Origin of the sequence: Streptomyces sp. NPDC060049, assembly GCF_042736715.1 — a bacterium.
In the GTDB taxonomy this organism is placed as follows: Bacteria; Actinomycetota; Actinomycetes; order Streptomycetales; family Streptomycetaceae; genus Streptomyces.
Map to the genome: position 1 here is coordinate 320,526 of NZ_JBHWVV010000010.1, position 16,931 is coordinate 337,456.

Here is a 16,931-nt window from a genome sequence, read left to right on the forward strand (position 1 = left end):
GCCCAGGCTTCACCTCCAGGCATAGATAGTCAATTGACTCCAGAAATAGTTGAATGAGCATTCACTCCTGAGTTGGCGTCAGACTCTCGGAGTGATTTGATGGAAGTTGAGGGTCACACCTCATGGGCTCCCCTGCCTGAGGGGCGATTGCGTGCCGCAGGAAGGATGTGAGGAGGATGCCCGATGCGCTAGATGGCTTGGCCGACAATTGCATCTTCGCATTCGTTGGACTCATCGCGTCATGCGCCTGGTGGGTTGCCATACTCGCCTTTTGGCTAGCGGTATACACATTGACAGGAATATCTGCACTACTCTGGGGTTTGGGCAACATTGCGGGCCACAAGCCGTTCTCCGAAGGGATTCACTTCCCTTACTTGAAATTCGCCCCATGGAATCACTGAAATCCGTCACGACCTTACAGGCATCCTTGAAAGCCGTCGTGGCGCGAATCCCGTGGGTTCAAATCTCACACCCACCGCAGATGAACGGCCCCTGACTAGCAAGAACGGTCAGGGGCCGTTCGTATGAGCACTGTCCGCTGGCGACCGCTGTTCCCCGCTGTCCCCCCACTGAACGGGCACGGGGAGGGCACGGCCACGCTCTGATCCGTAGCTCTAGCCAGACCGGCCAGCGACGGGCATACCGGCTACTTCGAGGCCGCTGAGGGTGTCTACCGGGCGGGGTCGGTTGCTGTGCTTGCGGTGCCCCGCTGCTGTACCTCGTACGCGAGGAGAGCTGTCGCGAGAGTCAGCGCCTCAGCAAGCGAGTGGGCCACCTCCCCACGCCCCCACGTGATCAGAACAATGACGATGACAGTGATCACCCAGGGCTTTGTTGCCCAGTTTGACAGGTCCCATGGAGCGAGGGTCACACTCATCGCTGAACCTCCTAGAGGTATCACGCCCACCCTGCCGCTCTCGCCGGGAAGCCTGCGCGGCTGGGTGGGCCTTTTGCGTGTCGGACGGCACGAGTCTGAGTGACGGCCGATGGCTACGTCTCAACGTTTGGCTACAAAACGGATATCTCACCCGCGATCCGCCATGAACTGCCATCCGTTGCGGCGGCCTTGCGCCGTGGCCGTTGACGAATTCGCGCGCTGAACTCTGACGGAGGTCGGTGGGGCCGACAGCACCAGCCATAGCTCGCCCCGGCTGTCATCCCGTCTGCCGTCGTCCCACACGTAGTGGTAGCGGGGCAGTCGTCAGGGGCCCAGGTGGAGCGCCCTGCTGGACGAACGACCTGGGCCCCCGGCGGCTGGTCTGCTACGGCTTGCCCTGGGGCGACGGCAGACGGGATGACAGCCCCCACCACGAACCACGATGGAGCCGCGGGCGCACGACTGGCCCCCGCATCCCAGAGTCAGAGCGCCACCGCCGGAGGCATCGTCTTGACGGGTGGCTCACCGATCAGGCCGGGCTCATCCAGCCCATCAAGTCCTGAGCCATTGGCGTGCGGACGGCGTCCCGGGCTGGAGCGGGGCGCAGACAGGAGCGCAGGCCCGGGGCGACGGGCGCGTGACGCCGCCTTGGCGGCGGAAGCGCCCTTGATGAAGTAGGGAAACTCTCACCGCACTTGATGGTCGGGCTGTTCGTCGGGGCGAGTGGCAGGTCATCTTGTCGTGTCGCGGTTCGGCTGGTCCCATGGGATTCGGGGCGCGAGGTCTCAGGGGGCGGCATGGGCGAGCTGAGGGTTACCCGGTGGCGTAAGCCCGGTCATGACCGGTGGTACGTGAATCTTGTGGACGGGACTGCCGTCGCGTGGGCGGATGTCCGCACCGGCAAGGTGACCATCCTCGTGGAGGAGCACCGAGGTCGGGCGGTGGCCGCGCTTCGGCTTCACTTCGCTGCGCAGACTGCGGAACCCAAGCCTCCTGTGAAGCCACCGACGAAGCAATCGCCGCCACGGAAGGTCCGGGCTCGGCCGCGTGTTGTGGCGGAGCTACCTGCGTTGACCAAGGAGAACGATCTCGCGCGAACTCGGCCTGGGGCGGAGGTGCGGGACCTGTTGGCCGCACAGGGACCGACGCCCGTACAACGGGTGATCAATCGCTTGCTGCGAAGGAAGACCCGGTGGGACTCGTGGTCCAGGGGGCTGGCCGGCGAGCGGAAGACCGGCGCCGAGCTCGGACGTCTCACCCGGCACGGATGGAAGGTGCTGCACTCGATCCGGCTGTCCCGCGGAGGGGACATAGACCACTTACTCATCGGTCCGGGCGGGGTGTTCACGGTCAATACCAAGAACCTGCGGGGGAAGTCCGTATGGATCGGTGACGACGTGGTCAAGGTGGACCACGGTCCGGCCCGCCCGTACCCGGCCAAGAGTCGAGCCGAAGCGAAGTATGTGCGTGGGGTGCTTGAGCGCTACTGCGCCTTCCCCGTTCCGGTCGAGCCCGTCCTCGTCTTCGTCGGCGCACAAGACTTGCCTCGGGTCCCGACTCAGCTCGGCGTTCGGATCTACCGGGAGCGGGAGGTCTCTGTCCTGGGTCCGCTCACCGGCAAGCTCACGCCAGAGCAGGTCGAGGCTGTGTATGCCGTGGCCCGGCATCGCGGAGCCTGGCTCGGTTCGTAGCTCAACAGGCTCCGCGAGGGGTCATCCCAGTGCGTCGGTCCGCTCGGCAAGGCCACGAAGTTCGTCGGTTGCGGCGCGGCCGGCTACGAGGATCAGGTCGCGGACGACTGCCCCGGCGGCCACGTGGGTTTGGATCATCTCGGGGGCCGAGTTCCTCGGCGCGGAGAAGGCTGTCCAATGCGTCGCAGATCCTCGGACACTCACAGATCGCCGTCACCATGAACGTCTACGCACACGTCGTGCAGGACACCCAGCGCGAGGCCATCGGGTACATGGACCGGCTGCTCACGGGGCGGGCGGCGCTCCCAATCCGCTCCCGTTGATGTCAGATCTGGATGCAAAAGACCCCCCGCCATGATCGGCGGGGGGTCTCTTCGCTGGTGGGCGCGGACGGTTTCGAACCGCCGACATCTGCTTTGTAAGAGCAGCGCTCTACCCCTGAGCTACGCACCCCTGGACCTTGGTCCCGGCTCCTCCCCGTCGGCTCGCGCCGTGGGGCTTCGCCCGCGGTCTGACCGAGGGCACGGGCAAGCCCTGCCCGCCGCCCGAAGGCAGGACGACAGCCTACATGGAGGGCGTACCCCCCACGCAAACCCGTTCCCGTGAGGGAGAATGGGCCGGGGCAGGGGCATTGCGGACGGGGTACGGGAGAAGCGACTGTGACGACGGCACCCCGGCGGTGGTTCGGCGGCGGGCGGGACGAGAGTCGGCGAGCCGACGCGCAGGCGGCCAAGGACGCCGCCGCCGCCGCGTTCTACGAGCTGGACACCGCGCAGCGGGATCTGCGGATCTCGATCGAGACGATCGCGGCCGCGGACGGCTCGCCGGAGGCGCGCCGGGCGGGCGAGGGGTTCGTGGCGCTCGGTCAGCGGATCGACCAGGTCAGCCATGTGTACATCGAGGCCGTCGACGCGCACGACCTCGACCGCGCGGAGCTGGAGGCGTCCGCCGCGACGCGGGCCCGGGAGGAACTGACGCGGGCCAAGGACGAGCTGGTCCGGGTCAAGGGGGAGCTCGACCGGTTCGCGCAGGGGCTGCAGCCGCTGCTGGACAGGGCCGAGACGCAGTTGGCCCGGGTGGCGCCGGCCCGGGAGCGGGCCAGGGCCGCGCTGCTCGCGGCGAGCACCGCGCTGGACGAGGTACGCGGCAAGGGGATGCGGGCCGACGACCTGGCGGCACGGCTCGCGGCGCTGGGGCCGGAGCTGACCAAGCTGAACCAGGGCGCCGCGCAGCACGGTGTGCAGGAGACCGTGCAGCGCGCCGACCGGATCCTGCGCGACGCCGAGGCCGTACGGGCCGAGGTGGCGAGGCTCCCGGAGCGGGCCGCGGAGATCGACCGGCGGCTGGTGAGCCTGCGGACCCGGGCGCAGGCGCTGCGCAACCGGGCGGAGCGGGTGGATCCGGTCCTCAGCGAGCTGCGCCGGCGCTTCAGCGCGGCCTGCTGGCAGGACCTCCAGCAGGTGCCCGCGCAGGCGGTACGGGATGTCGCGCAGGCGGAGGACCGGCTCGCGGAGGCCGGCCGGGCACGCGACGAGCAGCGCTGGGCCGACGTGACGGCGCTGGTGGAGGCGGTACGGGCCGCCCTGGACTCGACCGACGAGGCGGTGTCGGCCGCCCAGGACCGGCTGACGCGGCTGGAGGCGGTGGCGCGGGATCCGAAGGCGGAGGTGCAGCGGACCCGGTTCGCCATCCGGGACGCGCAGCGCCTGGCCATGGAGGGCCGTACGGTGCCCGAGGCGCGGCACGCCCGCCCGCTGGACGAGGCGGTGGCCCGGGTGGACCGGGCGCTCGCCGCGCTGGAGGACCGCCACCCCGACTACTGGGCCTTCCTCCAGGAGATGGAGGCCGTACGGTCGGCCGCGCAACGGGTGGTGTCGGACATCCGGACCGAGCGCGGCCACGGCTAGGCCGTCTCTTTCGGATCTTGCCGGGCCCGCGGTGCCCGACGAGATCCGAAAGGGACCGCATAGACCGGGCGGCTGTCCAGGCCCGGGCCGACCGACCACCGGAAGCGTCCGGCCTGCGGCGCGCCCGCGCGATCGTGAAGGACGGCCCGGGCCGGAGTTGTCGTGGGAGGGGCATCGGCGGATGCTGGAGGTGCCCGGAACGGAGCAGAGGAGGGCGGTATGGCTGCCCACACTTTCCACAGGTCTCGCGCGCCCCGCGTACGCCAGGCACCCCCGGTGCCGCAGGAGACCTACGCGCCGCACGCCCTCTACGGGTGCCATGAACCCCACGAGAACTACGCGCCCTACGTAGCCCACGAGCCCTATCCGACCCACGAACCGCAGGGCTCCTCCGGGATAGTGCGACGCCTCCTGAATCCCGTCAACGCCCGGCTCGACGAGCACCTGCCCACCGATCAGAAGCTCAGCAAGGTCTACAGGGTCGGCGCCGGCCTGACCGGGCTGCTGCTGGTCGCCTTCGGGATCCTGGGACTCATCGACCGGATCGGGTTCTTCGACACCGGCGGCGACACGGTGCTCGCCCTGAACACCAACGGCGCGCTGAGCGTCCTGTCGATCTGTATCGGCGGGTTGCTGTTCGCCGGGATGGTGATCGGGGGCACGTTCGCCTCGACGCTCAACATCGTGCTGGGTCTGCTGTTCATCGCGAGCGGGTTCGTGAACCTCGCGCTGCTCGACACGCAGATGAACTTCCTGGCCTTCCACATCCCCAACGTGCTGTTCAGCTTCGTGGTGGGCGTGATGCTCATGTGGTTCGGGATGTACGGACGCGTGGGCAGTGCCCTCCCGCACGACAACCCGTACTGGCGTGCCCGTCACCCCGAGCAGGCGGCTCGGGAGCAGCGGACACCGGCCGGAGGCCGCGGCTGACGGGCCGGACGTGCGGCTGGAGCAGCGCCGGCCTCCGGCCATGGCGGCGGTCGGCTTCAGCCGGGGACCGCGTCGGCCGGTACGGGGACTCCCGACGGCGGCGGCCACTGCGTAGCCTGTACCGCATGCCCCGTTACGAATACCGCTGCCGTACCTGCGACGACACCTTCGAGGTCAGCAGGCCGATGGCCGAGTCCTCCGCGCCCGCCGACTGCCCCGCCGGCCACGCCGACACCGTCAAGCTGCTCTCGGCGGTCGCCGTCGGCGGGACCAGCGCGGCCCCCGCGGCCCCGATGGGCGGCGGAGGCTGCTGCGGAGGCGGCGGCTGCGGCTGAGCCCTCGGCACCCGGCCGGGCCCAACGCCGGGCCGGGCCCGGCCGCCCGGCCGTCAGCACTCGGCGTCCAGCGCCGCCGTCCAGCGCTCAGCGCTTGCGCGACAGGGTCAGGCCGTCCGAGATCGCCAGCATCACGGACTCCATGCGGGTGTCCGCCGCGACGTGCTCGTTGTAGGCGCGGACGCCCGCCGCCGCGCCCGTCGCCGCCTCGTCCAGCACCGTGCCGTGGTACAGCGTGTTGTCGGTGACGATCAGCCCGCCCGGACGGAGCCTCGGCACGAGCTCCTCCCAGTAGGCGATCTGGCTCTCCTTGTCCGCGTCCACGTACGCCATGTCGATGTGCGGCTCGGCGGGCATCGCGCGCAGCGTCTGGAGCGCGGGTGCGATCCGCAGCTCGATGCGGTCCGCGACGCCGGCCTTCGCCCAGGCCTCGCGGGCGTACGCCGTCCACTCCTCGGAGACGTCGCAGGCGATGAGCCGCCCGTCCGCCGGCATGGCCTGCGCCATCGACAGCGAGGAGAAGCCGGTGAAGGTGCCGACCTCCACGATGTGCCGGGCGCCGGTCAGCCGGACCAGGAAGGCCAGTAGCGGCCCCTGTTCCGCCGCCGACTGCATGCCGGCGGAGTTCGGGAACACCTCGTAGGTCGTCGCCACCAGCCCCCGCTGGACCTCGTCCAGCGGGGGGTTGTGCGCGAGCATGTACCGGTAGAGCTCGTCCGTGATCTTGGTGCTGTTGCCCTTGGTCATGCGTCCAGTGTGCCGAGTCCCGACGTCTCGCGGGTGAACGCGCGCACGATCTCCTCGCCGGCCAGCACGCCCGTCTCCGCCAGTGCCGTGACGTGCGGCGCGGTCCAGCCGGCGTCGGCCAGCTCCCCGTGGCCGGGCTGCCATCCCCGGTCCGCCGCGAGCAGCAGGTCGGCGTCCAGCAGCGAGTCCCCGGCGGCCAGCGTGGTCGTGGCTCCCGTGCGCCGGGCCACCTCGCGCATCGCCGCGCTCTTGGTCAGCGGGCGCGGGACGGCGTAGATCTTGCGGCCCTGGAGGGAGACCGTCCAGCCGCGCGCCTCTGCCCACTCCGACAGCGATTTGATCCACTCCGTGGGGACCAGCGCGCGCTCCACGACCAGGTAGGCGAACAGGTCCTCCGCCACCCGCGCCTTGCGCAGCCACGCCGGGTCCGCCGTCGCCACCAGGTGCCCGTGCACCTCCTCCAACGGAGCGCACTCCCGCTCCAGGCGCGCCGCGACCTGGCGCCGCCAGTCACGGTCCGGGACCCCGTCGACCAGCAGCTGGCCGCCGTTGGCGCAGATCGCGTACGCCGCCGGCCGCCCGGGGAAGCGGATGCGCTGGTACTGCTTGCGCGTACGGGTGGTGCTCGGGACGAAGACGACGCCCGGGTCCGCGGACAGTGCCGCCAGCAGCCCCGCCGCCGTCTCCGTCATGTACGACAGCGGCTTGCTCTCGTGCACCTCGACGCACAGCAGCCGCGGGGCCACCGGGTCGGGCATGGTCAGGCCGAGCGCGGCAGCGGAGTAGATGAGCGTGCGGTCGAGGTCACTGGCTACGAGGACGGTCACTTGGCGGACACAGCCTTTCCGTCGGCGCCCGTGGCGCCGCGCGTGAAGCGGGGGTGGATGAGGCCCACGCACGTGTACGGGAGTCCGTCGACCTCCTCCACCGGCACCCCGCGCTGCTGCGCGAGGAGTCGTACGTGGTCCAGGTCGGCTCCGGCGCCGCGCTGCGCGAGGATCTTCCACGGCACCCGGCGCAGCAGCACGCGCGTGGTCTCGCCGACGCCGGGCTTGACCAGGTTCACGTCGTGGATGCCGTACTCCTCGCTGATCCGCTCCACCGCCGCCCAGCCCTCCCAGGTCGGCGTGCGGTCGGCGGCGAGGAGCTCCTTGACCTCGGCGTCCACGGCCTCGGCCACCTCCTCGAAGTGCGCGGCGACGGTGTCGACGAAGGCGACGGAGACGTCGGCTCCGGCGAGCTCCCGGTAGAACTTCGCGCCGTGGAAGTCGGCGGGCCCGACCAGGTCGGACCTCAGAACCGTACGCGAGACGAGTCCGGAGACGGTGGAATTGAGACAGGCCGACGGGATCAGGAAGTCCTCGCGCGTTCCGTAGGTCTCCACGCACGAGCCGGGGTCCGCGAGCACCACGATCTCCGGGTTGAAGCCCTCGAAGGCGCCCAGGGCCTCGCGCAGCTCGCGCGTGATCGCGCCCTTGCCGGTCCATCCGTCGACGAAGACTATGTCGGCCGGATCGTGGTGGGCGGCCAGCCAGCGCAGCGCGTTGGCGTCGATGCCGCGGCCGCGCACGATGGAGACGGCGTAGTGCGGCAGGTCCAGGCCGTGCCGGGCCCGGGCCCAGCGCCGCATCAGGACGCCCACCGGGGTGCCGGCGCGGGCCAGGGAGACGAGCACGGGCGACGGCGAACGCTCGGCGAGGACCGTCTCGGTGACCACGGCGACCGCGCGGGCCATCCGGGCGGCGGAGGCGGTGAGCGCGCTCTGGTAGAGCTCCTGGTACTCCGGGGAGGGCTGGTACTCCACCGGCAGGGACTCCGCGTAGTGCGCGCCGCCCGCCTGGATGGCCTCCTCGCGTTCTTCGGTCGGGGCCTCCAGCTCGACGTCGGAAAAGTCCTGGAGCAGCCAGCCGACGTCCTCGGCGGCGTACGAGGAGAAGGCGGGCCCGCGCAGCGGCTCGCGCCGGGGCTCGGTCATGGAGGGCTCCTGCGGGTCGGGGACGTACGACGGGATGACGGCCAGCAGGACACGGCCGGTGTGCGGGGCGAGGGCCGCGAGGAGGCCGGTGCGGAGCTCGGGGGTGTCGCCGGCGGAGTCCACGACGGCGACGACGGCGTCGTAGCCGTCTCCCGCCGTGCCGTAGACGTTGTAGGCGTACCTGTCTCCGGGGCCGTCCGCGGGGACGTCGTGGGCCGGGAAGACGAGGCGGGTGCGGATCGCGTAGCCGGGGTCGTCGACGGCGAGCACCGGCGAGCGGGTGGTGGTGGAGAAGCGGACTTCGGCCGCCGCCCCGGACTCCTCCAGGGCCTTCGCGAGGCGCAGCGGGGCGTACATCAGCTCCTCGTTGCCGAGTACGAGGACCCGCGCGGGGGCCGCGCCGAGCGCGGCCGCGAGACGGTCCGCCATGGCGGGCAGCGCCGCCTCGAGCGCCGCGCGGTGCGCGGGGGTGAAGCCGTGGCGTCCGCCGTCGGGTATCCCTGCGGGCCAGTCCAGGTCCACCGTGGTGACCTGCGGACCGTCTCCCGGGACTCCGCCCCGGACCCCGCTGCTCAAAAGCCGCGGGGGGTGGTTTTCCCCACCCGGGACCTCGTCCGCGGAGGCGGGGGCGACGACGGGAGCGACCCGCGCCTCGTACTGCTCGACCAGGGCCTGGCCCCTGGCCAGGACGTCCTCCGGGAGGGAGACCGTGCCCGAGGCGAGGGCGATCAGGTCTATTCGGGCTCCCAGCTCGGCGGCGAAGGCGGTGAGCCGGTCGCGGTCGGCGGGCGAGCGCATGTCGACGAGGGCGACGACCACGTAGTGGCCGCGCGGGTGGCGGGCGTGCAGGTCGCGGATCGTGTTCAGGACGGTGTTGCCGGTGGAGAACTCGTCGTCGACCAGGACCAGGGGGCCGGAGCCCGCCAGCAGCTTCGGGTCCTCGGGGAGAAGCAGGTGCGAGGTGGCGTGCGAGTGGGCTTCCTCGAAGCCGCCCGCCGGCTCCAGGCCGGGCACGGGGCGGCGCGTGGAGTGCAGGTAGGGGGCGCTGCCGAGGCCGTCGGCGACGCAGTGGCCGAGTCCGGTCGCGGTCTCGGCGTATCCGAGGACCACCGCCGAGGCCGCGTCCCGCTCGCCCAGCAGCCCGAGGACGCGTACGCCGAGCCCGTACCCGGCGGCGTGGACGACGGCCGGGGACTGCGGGACGTGTTTGCCCAGCACCTGCGAGACGAGCAGGTGCGCCCGCTTGGGGTTGCGCCGCAGCGCGAGCCCGAGCAGCTCTTCGAGCCTCGGCCCGTCGGCCCCGGTACCCGCTCCCTCCTCCAGGCTGACGCCCAGCCGGTCCGCGACCCAGGTTCCCGACCACACCGCTTCGATCTTCTTGTCCTTCCTCGCAGTCAACGGCCCGCTCACACCTGGAGCCCGGCCGTGAGGAGATCGACGAAGCCGACCTCCTCCTTCGCCACACCGAAGACCTCGGCGCGCAGCATGGTGCGCTCGGCCCAGGCCCGGTGGGGCTTCACCTCGTTCATTTTGTTCGTGTAGGCGGAACGCATCACTCCGCCGCCTCCGCGCTCGGGGCGCAGGATGTCTTGAGCATCGCTGAACTCTTCGTGCGAGACCACCGAGAGCGCGTGGACGGGGGTCACGTGGGCGGGGTGGATGCAGGTCTTGCCCAGCAGCCCGTTGGCCCGGTCGAGCTCGATCTCGCGCAGCAGTCCGTCCAGGTCGTGCTCGATCAGTGCGGTACGCAGCTCCTCGACGCCCTCTTCCAGGAAGGGGCTGCGGCGCAGCTGCGGCTTGAAGAGGCGCTGCTGGCTGCGGAAGTACTCCCACACCGGGCCGGTGACCGTGAAGCCGGTGCCGTCGGCGCGGCTGAGCACGTTGACCACGTCGGCGATCACGCCGGCGACGATCTGGACGTCGTAGGCGGTCATGTCCGGGGTGCGGCGCAGTCCGTACGCGGAGCAGAAATCGGTCACGCCGAGCCGCAGCGCGAGCACCCGTTCGCGGTACTTGTTGACCGTGCGGGAGATCCCGGCGAGGGCCTCGACGCGGGTCTCCAGGTGGAGCAGCTCGGGGGTCTCCAGGACGGGCATGGCGTACAGCCGGGGCCGGCCGCTCGCCGCCTCCGCCTCCGCGACGGCCTCCAGGAAGGCGATACCGCGATTCTCGGTGAACTTCGGGAGTACGAATCCGGCCAACCGTGACGCCGTGCCGCCGAGCCGGTCCACGAGATCGGGAATCTGTTCGGGCGTGCGGACGCGGATGAAGAGCAGCGGGGCCTCGGCGGGGTCCTCGTCGAGGGCGGCGAACTGCCGGACGAGGTTCTCCTCGCCCCCCACGACATCGGCGTCACTGATGGAATCCTCCAGGCAGAGGACCATGGAGACCACCCCGCGGCCGGCCTGCTTGCGGATGTCGCGGGCGAGCTGGGTCCGGGTGGCCGGGCTGTAGAGCGTGGCCCCCAGAGCGGCCGCGAGCGTGCGTGCGGGGGAGGCGGCGGTGAATTCGGCCGGCTCCTGGTGGAAGAGGTCCTTGCGGACGGTGGGCGAGATGTGCCCGAAGTGACGCATGTGCTTCCCCCGTACTGCCTCGGCGGCCCAACTGGCGTGGCCGGTAATAGTACGTACGAATGAGATTCGCGAGTCCCCCAAGCACATGAAATCGAGGTAACCCTCTTGCACCATGCCCAGGACTCGCTGTGGGGACAAGGTCTGCGGGGGGCCGCATTGTCCCGGTCGTGCCCGGGAGTGCAGGATGACCGTCATGACGCACGCGATGCAGAAGGGCTCGAACATCCCGGTGACCGCCGTGGCGGTCCGGGCGGTGCTCCGCTGGACCGGTGGGACCGATGTGCCGGACGTGGACGCCTCCGCGCTGCTCGTGGGCCCGGACGGGCGGGTGCGCTCGGACGAGGACTTCGTCTTCTACAACCAGCCCCGGCACCCCTCGGGGGCCGTCTGGCGGCTCGGCAAGAAGCAGCTGGGCGACGGGGTCACCGACGCCGTCCAGGCCGACCTGCGGGCCGTCACCCCGGTCGTGGAGCGGATCCTCGTCGTCGCCTCGGCCGAGGACGTGCCCTTCCAGCGGGTCCGCGACCTGCGGATCCTGCTCTACGACGCCACCGCGACGGGCGGCTCCGAACCGCTCGCCTACTTCGACGTGCGGCCCGAGACGGGCGCCGAGACGGCGCTGATCTGCGGCGAGCTGTACCGGCGGGGCGAGGGGTGGAAGTTCCGCGCACTGGGCGAGGGCTACTCCAACGGGCTGGTCGGGCTGGCCACGGATCACGGGATCTCCGTGGACGAGAGCGCCCCCGACGCCGCAGCCGCGGCGGCCGCTCCGGCGGCCCCCGCACCCCCCACGCAGGCTCCGCCGGCCGCCGAGCCCGCATACGGGTACCCGCAGCCGGTGTCACCCGTCCCGGTACCGGCTCCGGGCGGGGATCCGGCCTTCCGGATGCCCGCGCAAGGGCCGCAGTTCATCCGCCGCTGAGTGCCCGCGCCACGAGCGCTCACGCGGTGAGCACTCGCCCGGTGCGTGCCGGGCCGGCGCGTGCCCGGCCCGCGCGCGCTCACGCCTTCGTCTTGTAGCCCCTGCCCCACTGGAGGCCCCACCCGTACAGGCGGTCCAGCTCCGCCTGGAACCCGTAGACGAATTTGACCTCGCGGCGCACGATCAGCTCGCCCTTGACGTTCTCCAGGGAGACGACCGCGCAGGAGCGGGCCTGCGGGTGGCGCTCCTCCAGCGGGATCTCGATGCGCGGCCCGGTGATCGGGTAGAGGGTCACCAGGGCGTGCGTCCGGTCGAAGGCCGGGGTCTGGTCGTAGATGTAGACGAAGACCAGGAGCCGCTTGATGTCCTCGGCGTGGTCGAGGTTCACGAAGATCGTCTCGCCGGAGGGCGCCCCGAACCGGTCGTCACCGCTCAGCTTCACGTAGGGCGGGCTGTTGATGTCTCCGTGCAGGTTGCCCAGCGGCTGGACGACGCCCCGGGTGCCGTCGGTCAGCTCGTAGAGGCAGCCGATGTCGAGGTCGACATTGACCATGCCGTGGGTGTGCGCCTGCACCATGTCGGGCTTGAACAGCTTGAACGGATGCCGGAAGAGCTGCCCGCTCTGCCCGGCGGCCCGGCCGCCTATGTCCGAGGTGCGCATCCGCCAGGAGAGGTTGACGCGCAGATTGCCGTGCACCGCCCCCTGTTTGGTGAGCGACACCGTCGGCTGGCGTTTCGTCAGCTCGATGGCGTTCGACGAGGCGCTGCCCGACTGGAACTGCACCGCTCGGCTGCCCCTGATCCCGTCGAAGAATCCCATCCCTCAACCCCCCTGCTCCCCTGGTCCCGATTCCTGCCGGCGTACGCGAGCGGGGCGGCCCGGTAGGTCCGTGGACCCCCCGGACCGCCCCGCACTTGAGCGTTCCGCATTACCGCCGCGATCATGCCTCGGCGGTGGAACCCTCCAGTTCCAGGCGCTTGTTGCGGCGCACCGACGACCAGAACGACCAGGCGATCAGCAGGACGCCGACGAGGCCGGTGATGACCTCGTTGATCTCGTACTGGATGGTGACGAGCAGGAGGACGGCGAGCGCGCCGATGGCGTAGTGCGCGCCGTGCTCCAGGTAGACGTAGTCGTCGAGGGTGCCCTGGCGGACCAGGTAGACGGTGAGCGACCGGACGTACATGGCACCGATGCCGAGGCCGAGGGCCATGAGCACGATGTCGTTGGTGATCGCGAACGCGCCGATGACCCCGTCGAAGGAGAAGGAGGCGTCGAGGACCTCGAGGTAGAGGAACATGAAGAAGGCGGCCTTGCCGGCCATGGCGACCGCCGAGACGGGCTTGCCGCTCTTCTTGGCCGCTTCCTCCGCCTCGTGCTCGGCCTCTTCCTCCTCTTCGAGCTTGTTCTCGAAGTAGCCGGAGAGACCGCCGACGATCATGTAGGTGATCAGGCCGAGGACACCGGAGACCAGGACGGTCTGTGCCTTGTCCACGTGAACGCCGCCGTGCTGGTGGGCGTTGGCGGCGAAGGTCATCGAGGTGACGACCAGGACGATCAGCGCGACGCACGCGGACAGCATGTCGATCTTGCCGAGCTTGGCGAGCGGACGCTCGAGCCAGGCGAGCCACTTGATGTCACGGTCCTCGAAGATGAAGTCGAGGAAGATCATGAGGAGGAACATGCCGCCGAAGGCGGCGATGGACGGGTGAGCGTCCGTGACGAGCTGCTCGTACATGTCCTTGTCGGTCATGGCCAGGTCGACGGCCTCGATGGGCCCGATCTTGGCGCTGATCGCGACGATCAAGACGGGGAAGACCAGTCGCATGCCGAAGACCGCGATGAGCACGCCGACCGTGAGGAAGATCTTCTGCCAGAAGGCGTTCATCTTCTTCAGGATCCCGGCATTGACCACCGCGTTGTCGAAGGACAGCGAGATCTCAAGGACCGACAGGATCGCGACGATCCCGAAAGCCTGCCACCCCCCGTAGAACACCGCTGCGACCAGACCGAGCGCAGTGACTGCGAACGACCAGCCGAAGGTTTTGAGAACCACTGGCACCCCATCGTGTTGTACGGCTTTACGAAACGTTGACCCCGAAGTCTAGAGCGATGCCCCGCAGCCCCGACGCGTACCCCTGCCCCACGGCCCGGAACTTCCATTCGCCCCCGTACCGGTAGACCTCGCCGAAGATCATCGCGGTCTCGCTGGAAGCGTCTTCGGAGAGGTCGTAGCGCGCCAGTTCCTGGCCGTCCGCCTGGTTCACCACGCGGATGAACGCGTTGCTCACCTGGCCGAAGCTCTGCCGGCGGGCGTCCGCCTCGTGGATGGAGACCGGGAAGACGATCTTGTCCACCGACTCCGGGACCTTGGTGAGGTCGATGATGATCGACTCGTCGTCGCCCTCACCCTCACCGGTGAGGTTGTCCCCCGTGTGTTCGACGGAGCCCTCGGGGCTCTTCAGGTTGTTGTAGAAGACGAAGTAAGCGTCTCCGAGCACCCGGCCGCTGTTGCACAGCAGCGCGCTGGCGTCGAGGTCGAAGTCGGCCCCGGTGGTCGAGCGCGCGTCCCATCCGAGGCCGATCAGGACCCGGGTGAGGTTCGGTGCGGCCTTGGAGAGGGAGACATTGCCCCCCTTGGCGAGTGTGACGCCCATGGTGTGGTCCTCCCCGGACAACGGTGTGACGGCGTGACGTGCGGCGGTGCGGCGGTGCGGTCGTAGAGCCGGGGGCCGGCCGTGAAGCCGGACCGGCGGTAAAGCCGGACCGGCGCCGTACACACGGTGCACGGCGCCGGACAGGTGATGGGGCTGCTTGCTGTGGACGATCAGGCCGACCCGGAGGCTCAGACGTTGACGCCGAAGTCCTGCGCGATGCCGCGCAGGCCCGAGGCGTAGCCCTGGCCGATGGCACGGAACTTCCACTCCGCGCCGTTGCGGTACAGCTCGCCGAAGACCATCGCGGTCTCGGTCGAGGCGTCCTCGGAGAGGTCGTAGCGGGCGAGCTCGGTGTTGTCGGCCTGGTTCACGACGCGGATGTACGCGTTGCGGACCTGGCCGAAGCTCTGCTGGCGGCCCTCGGCCTCGTAGATCGAGACCGGGAAGACGATCTTGGCCACATCGGCGGGGACGCCGGCGAGGTTGACCTTGATCGCCTCGTCGTCGCCTTCGCCCTCACCGGTGGTGTTGTCGCCGGTGTGCTCGACCGAACCGTCGGGGCTCTTCAGGTTGTTGAAGAACACGAAGTTCGCGTCGCTGGCGACCTTGCCCTGGTCGTTGGTCAGGATCGCGCTGGCGTCGAGGTCGAAGTCGACACCGGTGGTGGTACGAGCGTCCCAGCCCAGACCGACGATGACGGCCGTCAGGTTCGGCGCGGCCTTGGTCAGCGAGACGTTGCCGCCCTTGCTGAGGCTGACTCCCACGGGTCCTCCATAAGGTTTGGTGTGGGGCGGGGCCCCCGTCGTACGTTTTCTCACAGGATCAACGATTCGATCCTAGTGACGGGTTCCCGCGTGTACGGGCTTATTCGAGAGGAAGGGCCCGCGAGCCTGCCGGACGGGCCCGGAGGCCCTCAGAGGCTGTCGAGGGCCTTGATGTACTCGTTCAGGTCACGCGCGTCGGGCAGTCCGTTGACGACGCTCCAGCGCACGATCCCGTCCTTGTCGATGACGAAGGTGCCGCGGACGGCGCAGCCCTTGTCCTCGTCGAAGACCTCGTAGGCGCGGGAGGTCTCGCCGTGCGGCCAGAAGTCCGACAGGAGCGGGTAGTCCAGCCCCTCCTGCTCGCCGAAGACGCGCAGGGTGGGCACGGAGTCGTTGGAGACCGCGAGGAGCTGCACGTCGGCGTTCTGGAAGCGCGGGAGCTGGTCGCGCAGCTCGCACAGCTCGCCGGTGCAGACGCCGGTGAAGGCGAACGGGTAGAAGAGCAGCACCACGGCCTTCTCCCCGCGGAAGTCGGACAGCCGCACGGTCGCGCCGTGGTTGTCCTTGAGCTCGAAGTCCGGGGCCTTGCTGCCGACCTCGATCGCCATCTGTCGCATCCCTTCGGTCCCGCAGCCCCGCGTTGGGCTGTTCGGGTGATTGCAGCTTATTGGTCCGCCGATCGTGCGGCCCCAGCCGGGCGGCGGCGCGCCGCTGCCGGCGCGGTCGATGCCGCGTTCGGCGGTGGCGGCGGCCGCCGCCGAACGCACGCACCCCGCCGGCCGGGAGGATTCCGGCAGGCGGGGTGCGTGCGTCCGCTTGGCTGCGGGGCGCGGTTCAGCGCTTGGACTTGGCCGTCTTCGGAGTCGCCAGCTTGGTGGCGGTCCACTCCTTGCCGACGGGGAGCCCCTTGGCCAGGGAGAGGCCGGCGGTCTCGGCGGCCTCGCTGATGTCGCTGGCCTCGACGAAGCCGTCCTTGCCGGTCTTGGGAGTCACCAGCAGGATCAGTGCGCCGTCCTCGACCAGCTCGGTCGCGTCGACCAGGGCATCCGTCAGGTCGCCGTCGTCCTCCCGGAACCAGAGCAGAACCGCGTCTGCGACATCGTCGTAGTCCTCATCGACGAGTTCGGTGACGTGACCCTCTACGGCATCACGGAATTCCTGATCGACGTCGTCGTCGTAGCCGATCTCCTGGACCACCTGTTCGGACTGGAAACCCAGCCGGGCGGCCAGGTTCTCCGCGTGGTCCGCGGTCGCGCTCACGGGGTGCCTCCTGCTCATGTTCGGTGAATGTTCTTCGGCGGCGCGCGTACGCGCAGCATTGGGCGTAGTCCACACGGGCGCGGCGGATCGCGCAAGTACCCGGCCGCCGAGACCGTCGAAACGGTGACGATTGCGGCCGTCTCGCCGCAACTTTCAGCCCCTCCGTATGTACCTCTGGTGATTCATCCCACACCATTCCACCCCATTCGGCACCGCCTCGGGACTTTCCTACCTGTTTGAGGGACGAACGGGCTTGCGAATCGTAGATCGACACGGGCGTAAGGTTGCGGTT

General features: G+C 69.9%; 15 protein-coding genes, 1 tRNA gene and 1 pseudogene. 6 read left to right on the forward strand and 11 right to left on the reverse strand.

What is annotated here, in order from left to right:
• Window positions 1-1,947 precede the first annotated feature (1,947 nt).
• Both ACFWBY_RS21145 and ACFWBY_RS21150 read left to right on the forward strand, forming a co-directional pair.
• On the forward strand, window positions 1,948-2,568 hold the full coding sequence (locus tag ACFWBY_RS21145; protein WP_385341623.1) for a nuclease-related domain-containing protein: 621 nt from the start codon (window positions 1,948-1,950) through the stop codon (window positions 2,566-2,568).
• A 185-nt stretch (window positions 2,569-2,753) separates the two neighbouring features.
• Window positions 2,754-2,891, forward strand: a pseudogene (locus ACFWBY_RS21150) (oxidoreductase); the annotation flags it as partial.
• 55 nt (window positions 2,892-2,946) lie between these two features.
• Here the strand turns inward: ACFWBY_RS21150 and ACFWBY_RS21155 are convergent.
• Window positions 2,947-3,021: transfer RNA gene (locus ACFWBY_RS21155), tRNA-Val, on the reverse strand.
• 206 nt (window positions 3,022-3,227) lie between these two features.
• Between ACFWBY_RS21155 and ACFWBY_RS21160 the strand changes: the two genes are divergently transcribed.
• The 3 genes from ACFWBY_RS21160 (at window position 3,228) to ACFWBY_RS21170 (ending at window position 5,740) form a co-directional block, all read left to right on the forward strand.
• Entirely contained in the window at window positions 3,228-4,475 is a 1,248-nt protein-coding gene (locus tag ACFWBY_RS21160) for a hypothetical protein (protein ID WP_385341621.1), read from the forward strand.
• Window positions 4,476-4,694: 219 nt separating this feature from the next.
• Window positions 4,695-5,405: a DUF4383 domain-containing protein gene (locus ACFWBY_RS21165; RefSeq protein ID WP_385341619.1), complete on the forward strand. Its 711-nt coding sequence runs from the start codon at window positions 4,695-4,697 to the stop codon at window positions 5,403-5,405.
• Window positions 5,406-5,530: 125 nt separating this feature from the next.
• Window positions 5,531-5,740, forward strand: a complete 210-nt coding sequence (locus ACFWBY_RS21170) for a zinc ribbon domain-containing protein (protein WP_214957112.1) — start codon at window positions 5,531-5,533, stop codon at window positions 5,738-5,740.
• A gap of 87 nt (window positions 5,741-5,827) precedes the next feature.
• Here the strand turns inward: ACFWBY_RS21170 and ACFWBY_RS21175 are convergent, their stop codons facing one another.
• The 4 genes from ACFWBY_RS21175 to ACFWBY_RS21190 are packed head-to-tail and all read right to left on the reverse strand — an operon-like array spanning window position 5,828 to window position 11,035.
• Window positions 5,828-6,487: an O-methyltransferase gene (locus ACFWBY_RS21175; RefSeq protein WP_385341617.1), complete on the reverse strand. Its 660-nt coding sequence runs from the start codon at window positions 6,485-6,487 to the stop codon at window positions 5,828-5,830.
• A complete protein-coding gene (locus ACFWBY_RS21180) occupies window positions 6,484-7,314 on the reverse strand; it encodes an HAD family hydrolase (RefSeq protein ID WP_385341615.1) in 831 nt (276 codons plus the stop codon). Before ACFWBY_RS21180 ends, ACFWBY_RS21175 begins: the two co-directional genes overlap by 4 nt.
• The gene (locus tag ACFWBY_RS21185; RefSeq protein WP_385341672.1) at window positions 7,311-9,836 is read right to left on the reverse strand and encodes a phosphoribosyltransferase; all 2,526 of its coding nucleotides are present in this window, start codon (window positions 9,834-9,836) and stop codon (window positions 7,311-7,313) included. The genes ACFWBY_RS21180 and ACFWBY_RS21185 overlap by 4 nt, the downstream gene beginning before the upstream one ends.
• 32 nt (window positions 9,837-9,868) lie before the next feature.
• The gene (locus tag ACFWBY_RS21190; RefSeq protein WP_385341613.1) at window positions 9,869-11,035 is read right to left on the reverse strand and encodes an HpcH/HpaI aldolase/citrate lyase family protein; all 1,167 of its coding nucleotides are present in this window, start codon (window positions 11,033-11,035) and stop codon (window positions 9,869-9,871) included.
• A 193-nt stretch (window positions 11,036-11,228) separates the two neighbouring features.
• Between ACFWBY_RS21190 and ACFWBY_RS21195 the strand changes: the two genes are divergently transcribed.
• Entirely contained in the window at window positions 11,229-11,957 is a 729-nt protein-coding gene (locus ACFWBY_RS21195) for a TerD family protein (RefSeq protein ID WP_385341670.1), read from the forward strand.
• Between the two features lie 79 nt (window positions 11,958-12,036).
• Here ACFWBY_RS21195 and ACFWBY_RS21200 read toward each other — a convergent pair whose 3' ends face one another.
• The 6 genes from ACFWBY_RS21200 to ACFWBY_RS21225 all read right to left on the reverse strand — a co-directional run bounded on the left by ACFWBY_RS21200 (window position 12,037) and on the right by ACFWBY_RS21225 (window position 16,639).
• Window positions 12,037-12,777, reverse strand: a complete 741-nt coding sequence (locus tag ACFWBY_RS21200) for a Tellurium resistance (protein ID WP_385341610.1) — start codon at window positions 12,775-12,777, stop codon at window positions 12,037-12,039.
• A 121-nt stretch (window positions 12,778-12,898) separates the two neighbouring features.
• Window positions 12,899-14,014, reverse strand: a complete 1,116-nt coding sequence (locus ACFWBY_RS21205) for a DUF475 domain-containing protein (protein WP_385341667.1) — start codon at window positions 14,012-14,014, stop codon at window positions 12,899-12,901.
• 25 nt (window positions 14,015-14,039) lie between these two features.
• Window positions 14,040-14,615, reverse strand: a complete 576-nt coding sequence (locus ACFWBY_RS21210; RefSeq protein ID WP_385341607.1) for a TerD family protein — start codon at window positions 14,613-14,615, stop codon at window positions 14,040-14,042.
• A 188-nt stretch (window positions 14,616-14,803) separates the two neighbouring features.
• Window positions 14,804-15,379, reverse strand: coding sequence for a TerD family protein (locus tag ACFWBY_RS21215; RefSeq protein WP_384215838.1), 576 nt, complete (start codon window positions 15,377-15,379; stop codon window positions 14,804-14,806).
• A 149-nt stretch (window positions 15,380-15,528) separates the two neighbouring features.
• Window positions 15,529-15,987 carry a peroxiredoxin gene (locus ACFWBY_RS21220; RefSeq protein WP_385341604.1) on the reverse strand — a complete coding sequence of 153 codons (459 nt, stop codon included), beginning with the start codon at window positions 15,985-15,987 and terminating at the stop codon, window positions 15,529-15,531.
• Window positions 15,988-16,213: 226 nt separating this feature from the next.
• Entirely contained in the window at window positions 16,214-16,639 is a 426-nt protein-coding gene (locus tag ACFWBY_RS21225; protein WP_214957128.1) for a DUF3052 domain-containing protein, read from the reverse strand.
• Window positions 16,640-16,931: the final 292 nt, after the last annotated feature.

Bases quoted from the DNA above. Each gene is read 5' to 3' on its own strand.
- ACFWBY_RS21165 (WP_385341619.1), top strand. From the start codon at position 4,695: ATGGCTGCCCACACTTTCCACAGGTCTCGCGCGCCCCGCGTACGCCAG.
- ACFWBY_RS21170 (WP_214957112.1), top strand. From the start codon at position 5,531: ATGCCCCGTTACGAATACCGCTGCCGTACCTGCGACGACACCTTCGAG.
- ACFWBY_RS21175 (WP_385341617.1), bottom strand. From the start codon at position 6,487: ATGACCAAGGGCAACAGCACCAAGATCACGGACGAGCTCTACCGGTAC.
- ACFWBY_RS21190 (WP_385341613.1), bottom strand. From the start codon at position 11,035: ATGCGTCACTTCGGGCACATCTCGCCCACCGTCCGCAAGGACCTCTTC.
- ACFWBY_RS21195 (WP_385341670.1), top strand. From the start codon at position 11,229: ATGACGCACGCGATGCAGAAGGGCTCGAACATCCCGGTGACCGCCGTG.
- ACFWBY_RS21200 (WP_385341610.1), bottom strand. From the start codon at position 12,777: ATGGGATTCTTCGACGGGATCAGGGGCAGCCGAGCGGTGCAGTTCCAG.
- ACFWBY_RS21210 (WP_385341607.1), bottom strand. From the start codon at position 14,615: ATGGGCGTCACACTCGCCAAGGGGGGCAATGTCTCCCTCTCCAAGGCC.
- ACFWBY_RS21220 (WP_385341604.1), bottom strand. From the start codon at position 15,987: ATGGCGATCGAGGTCGGCAGCAAGGCCCCGGACTTCGAGCTCAAGGAC.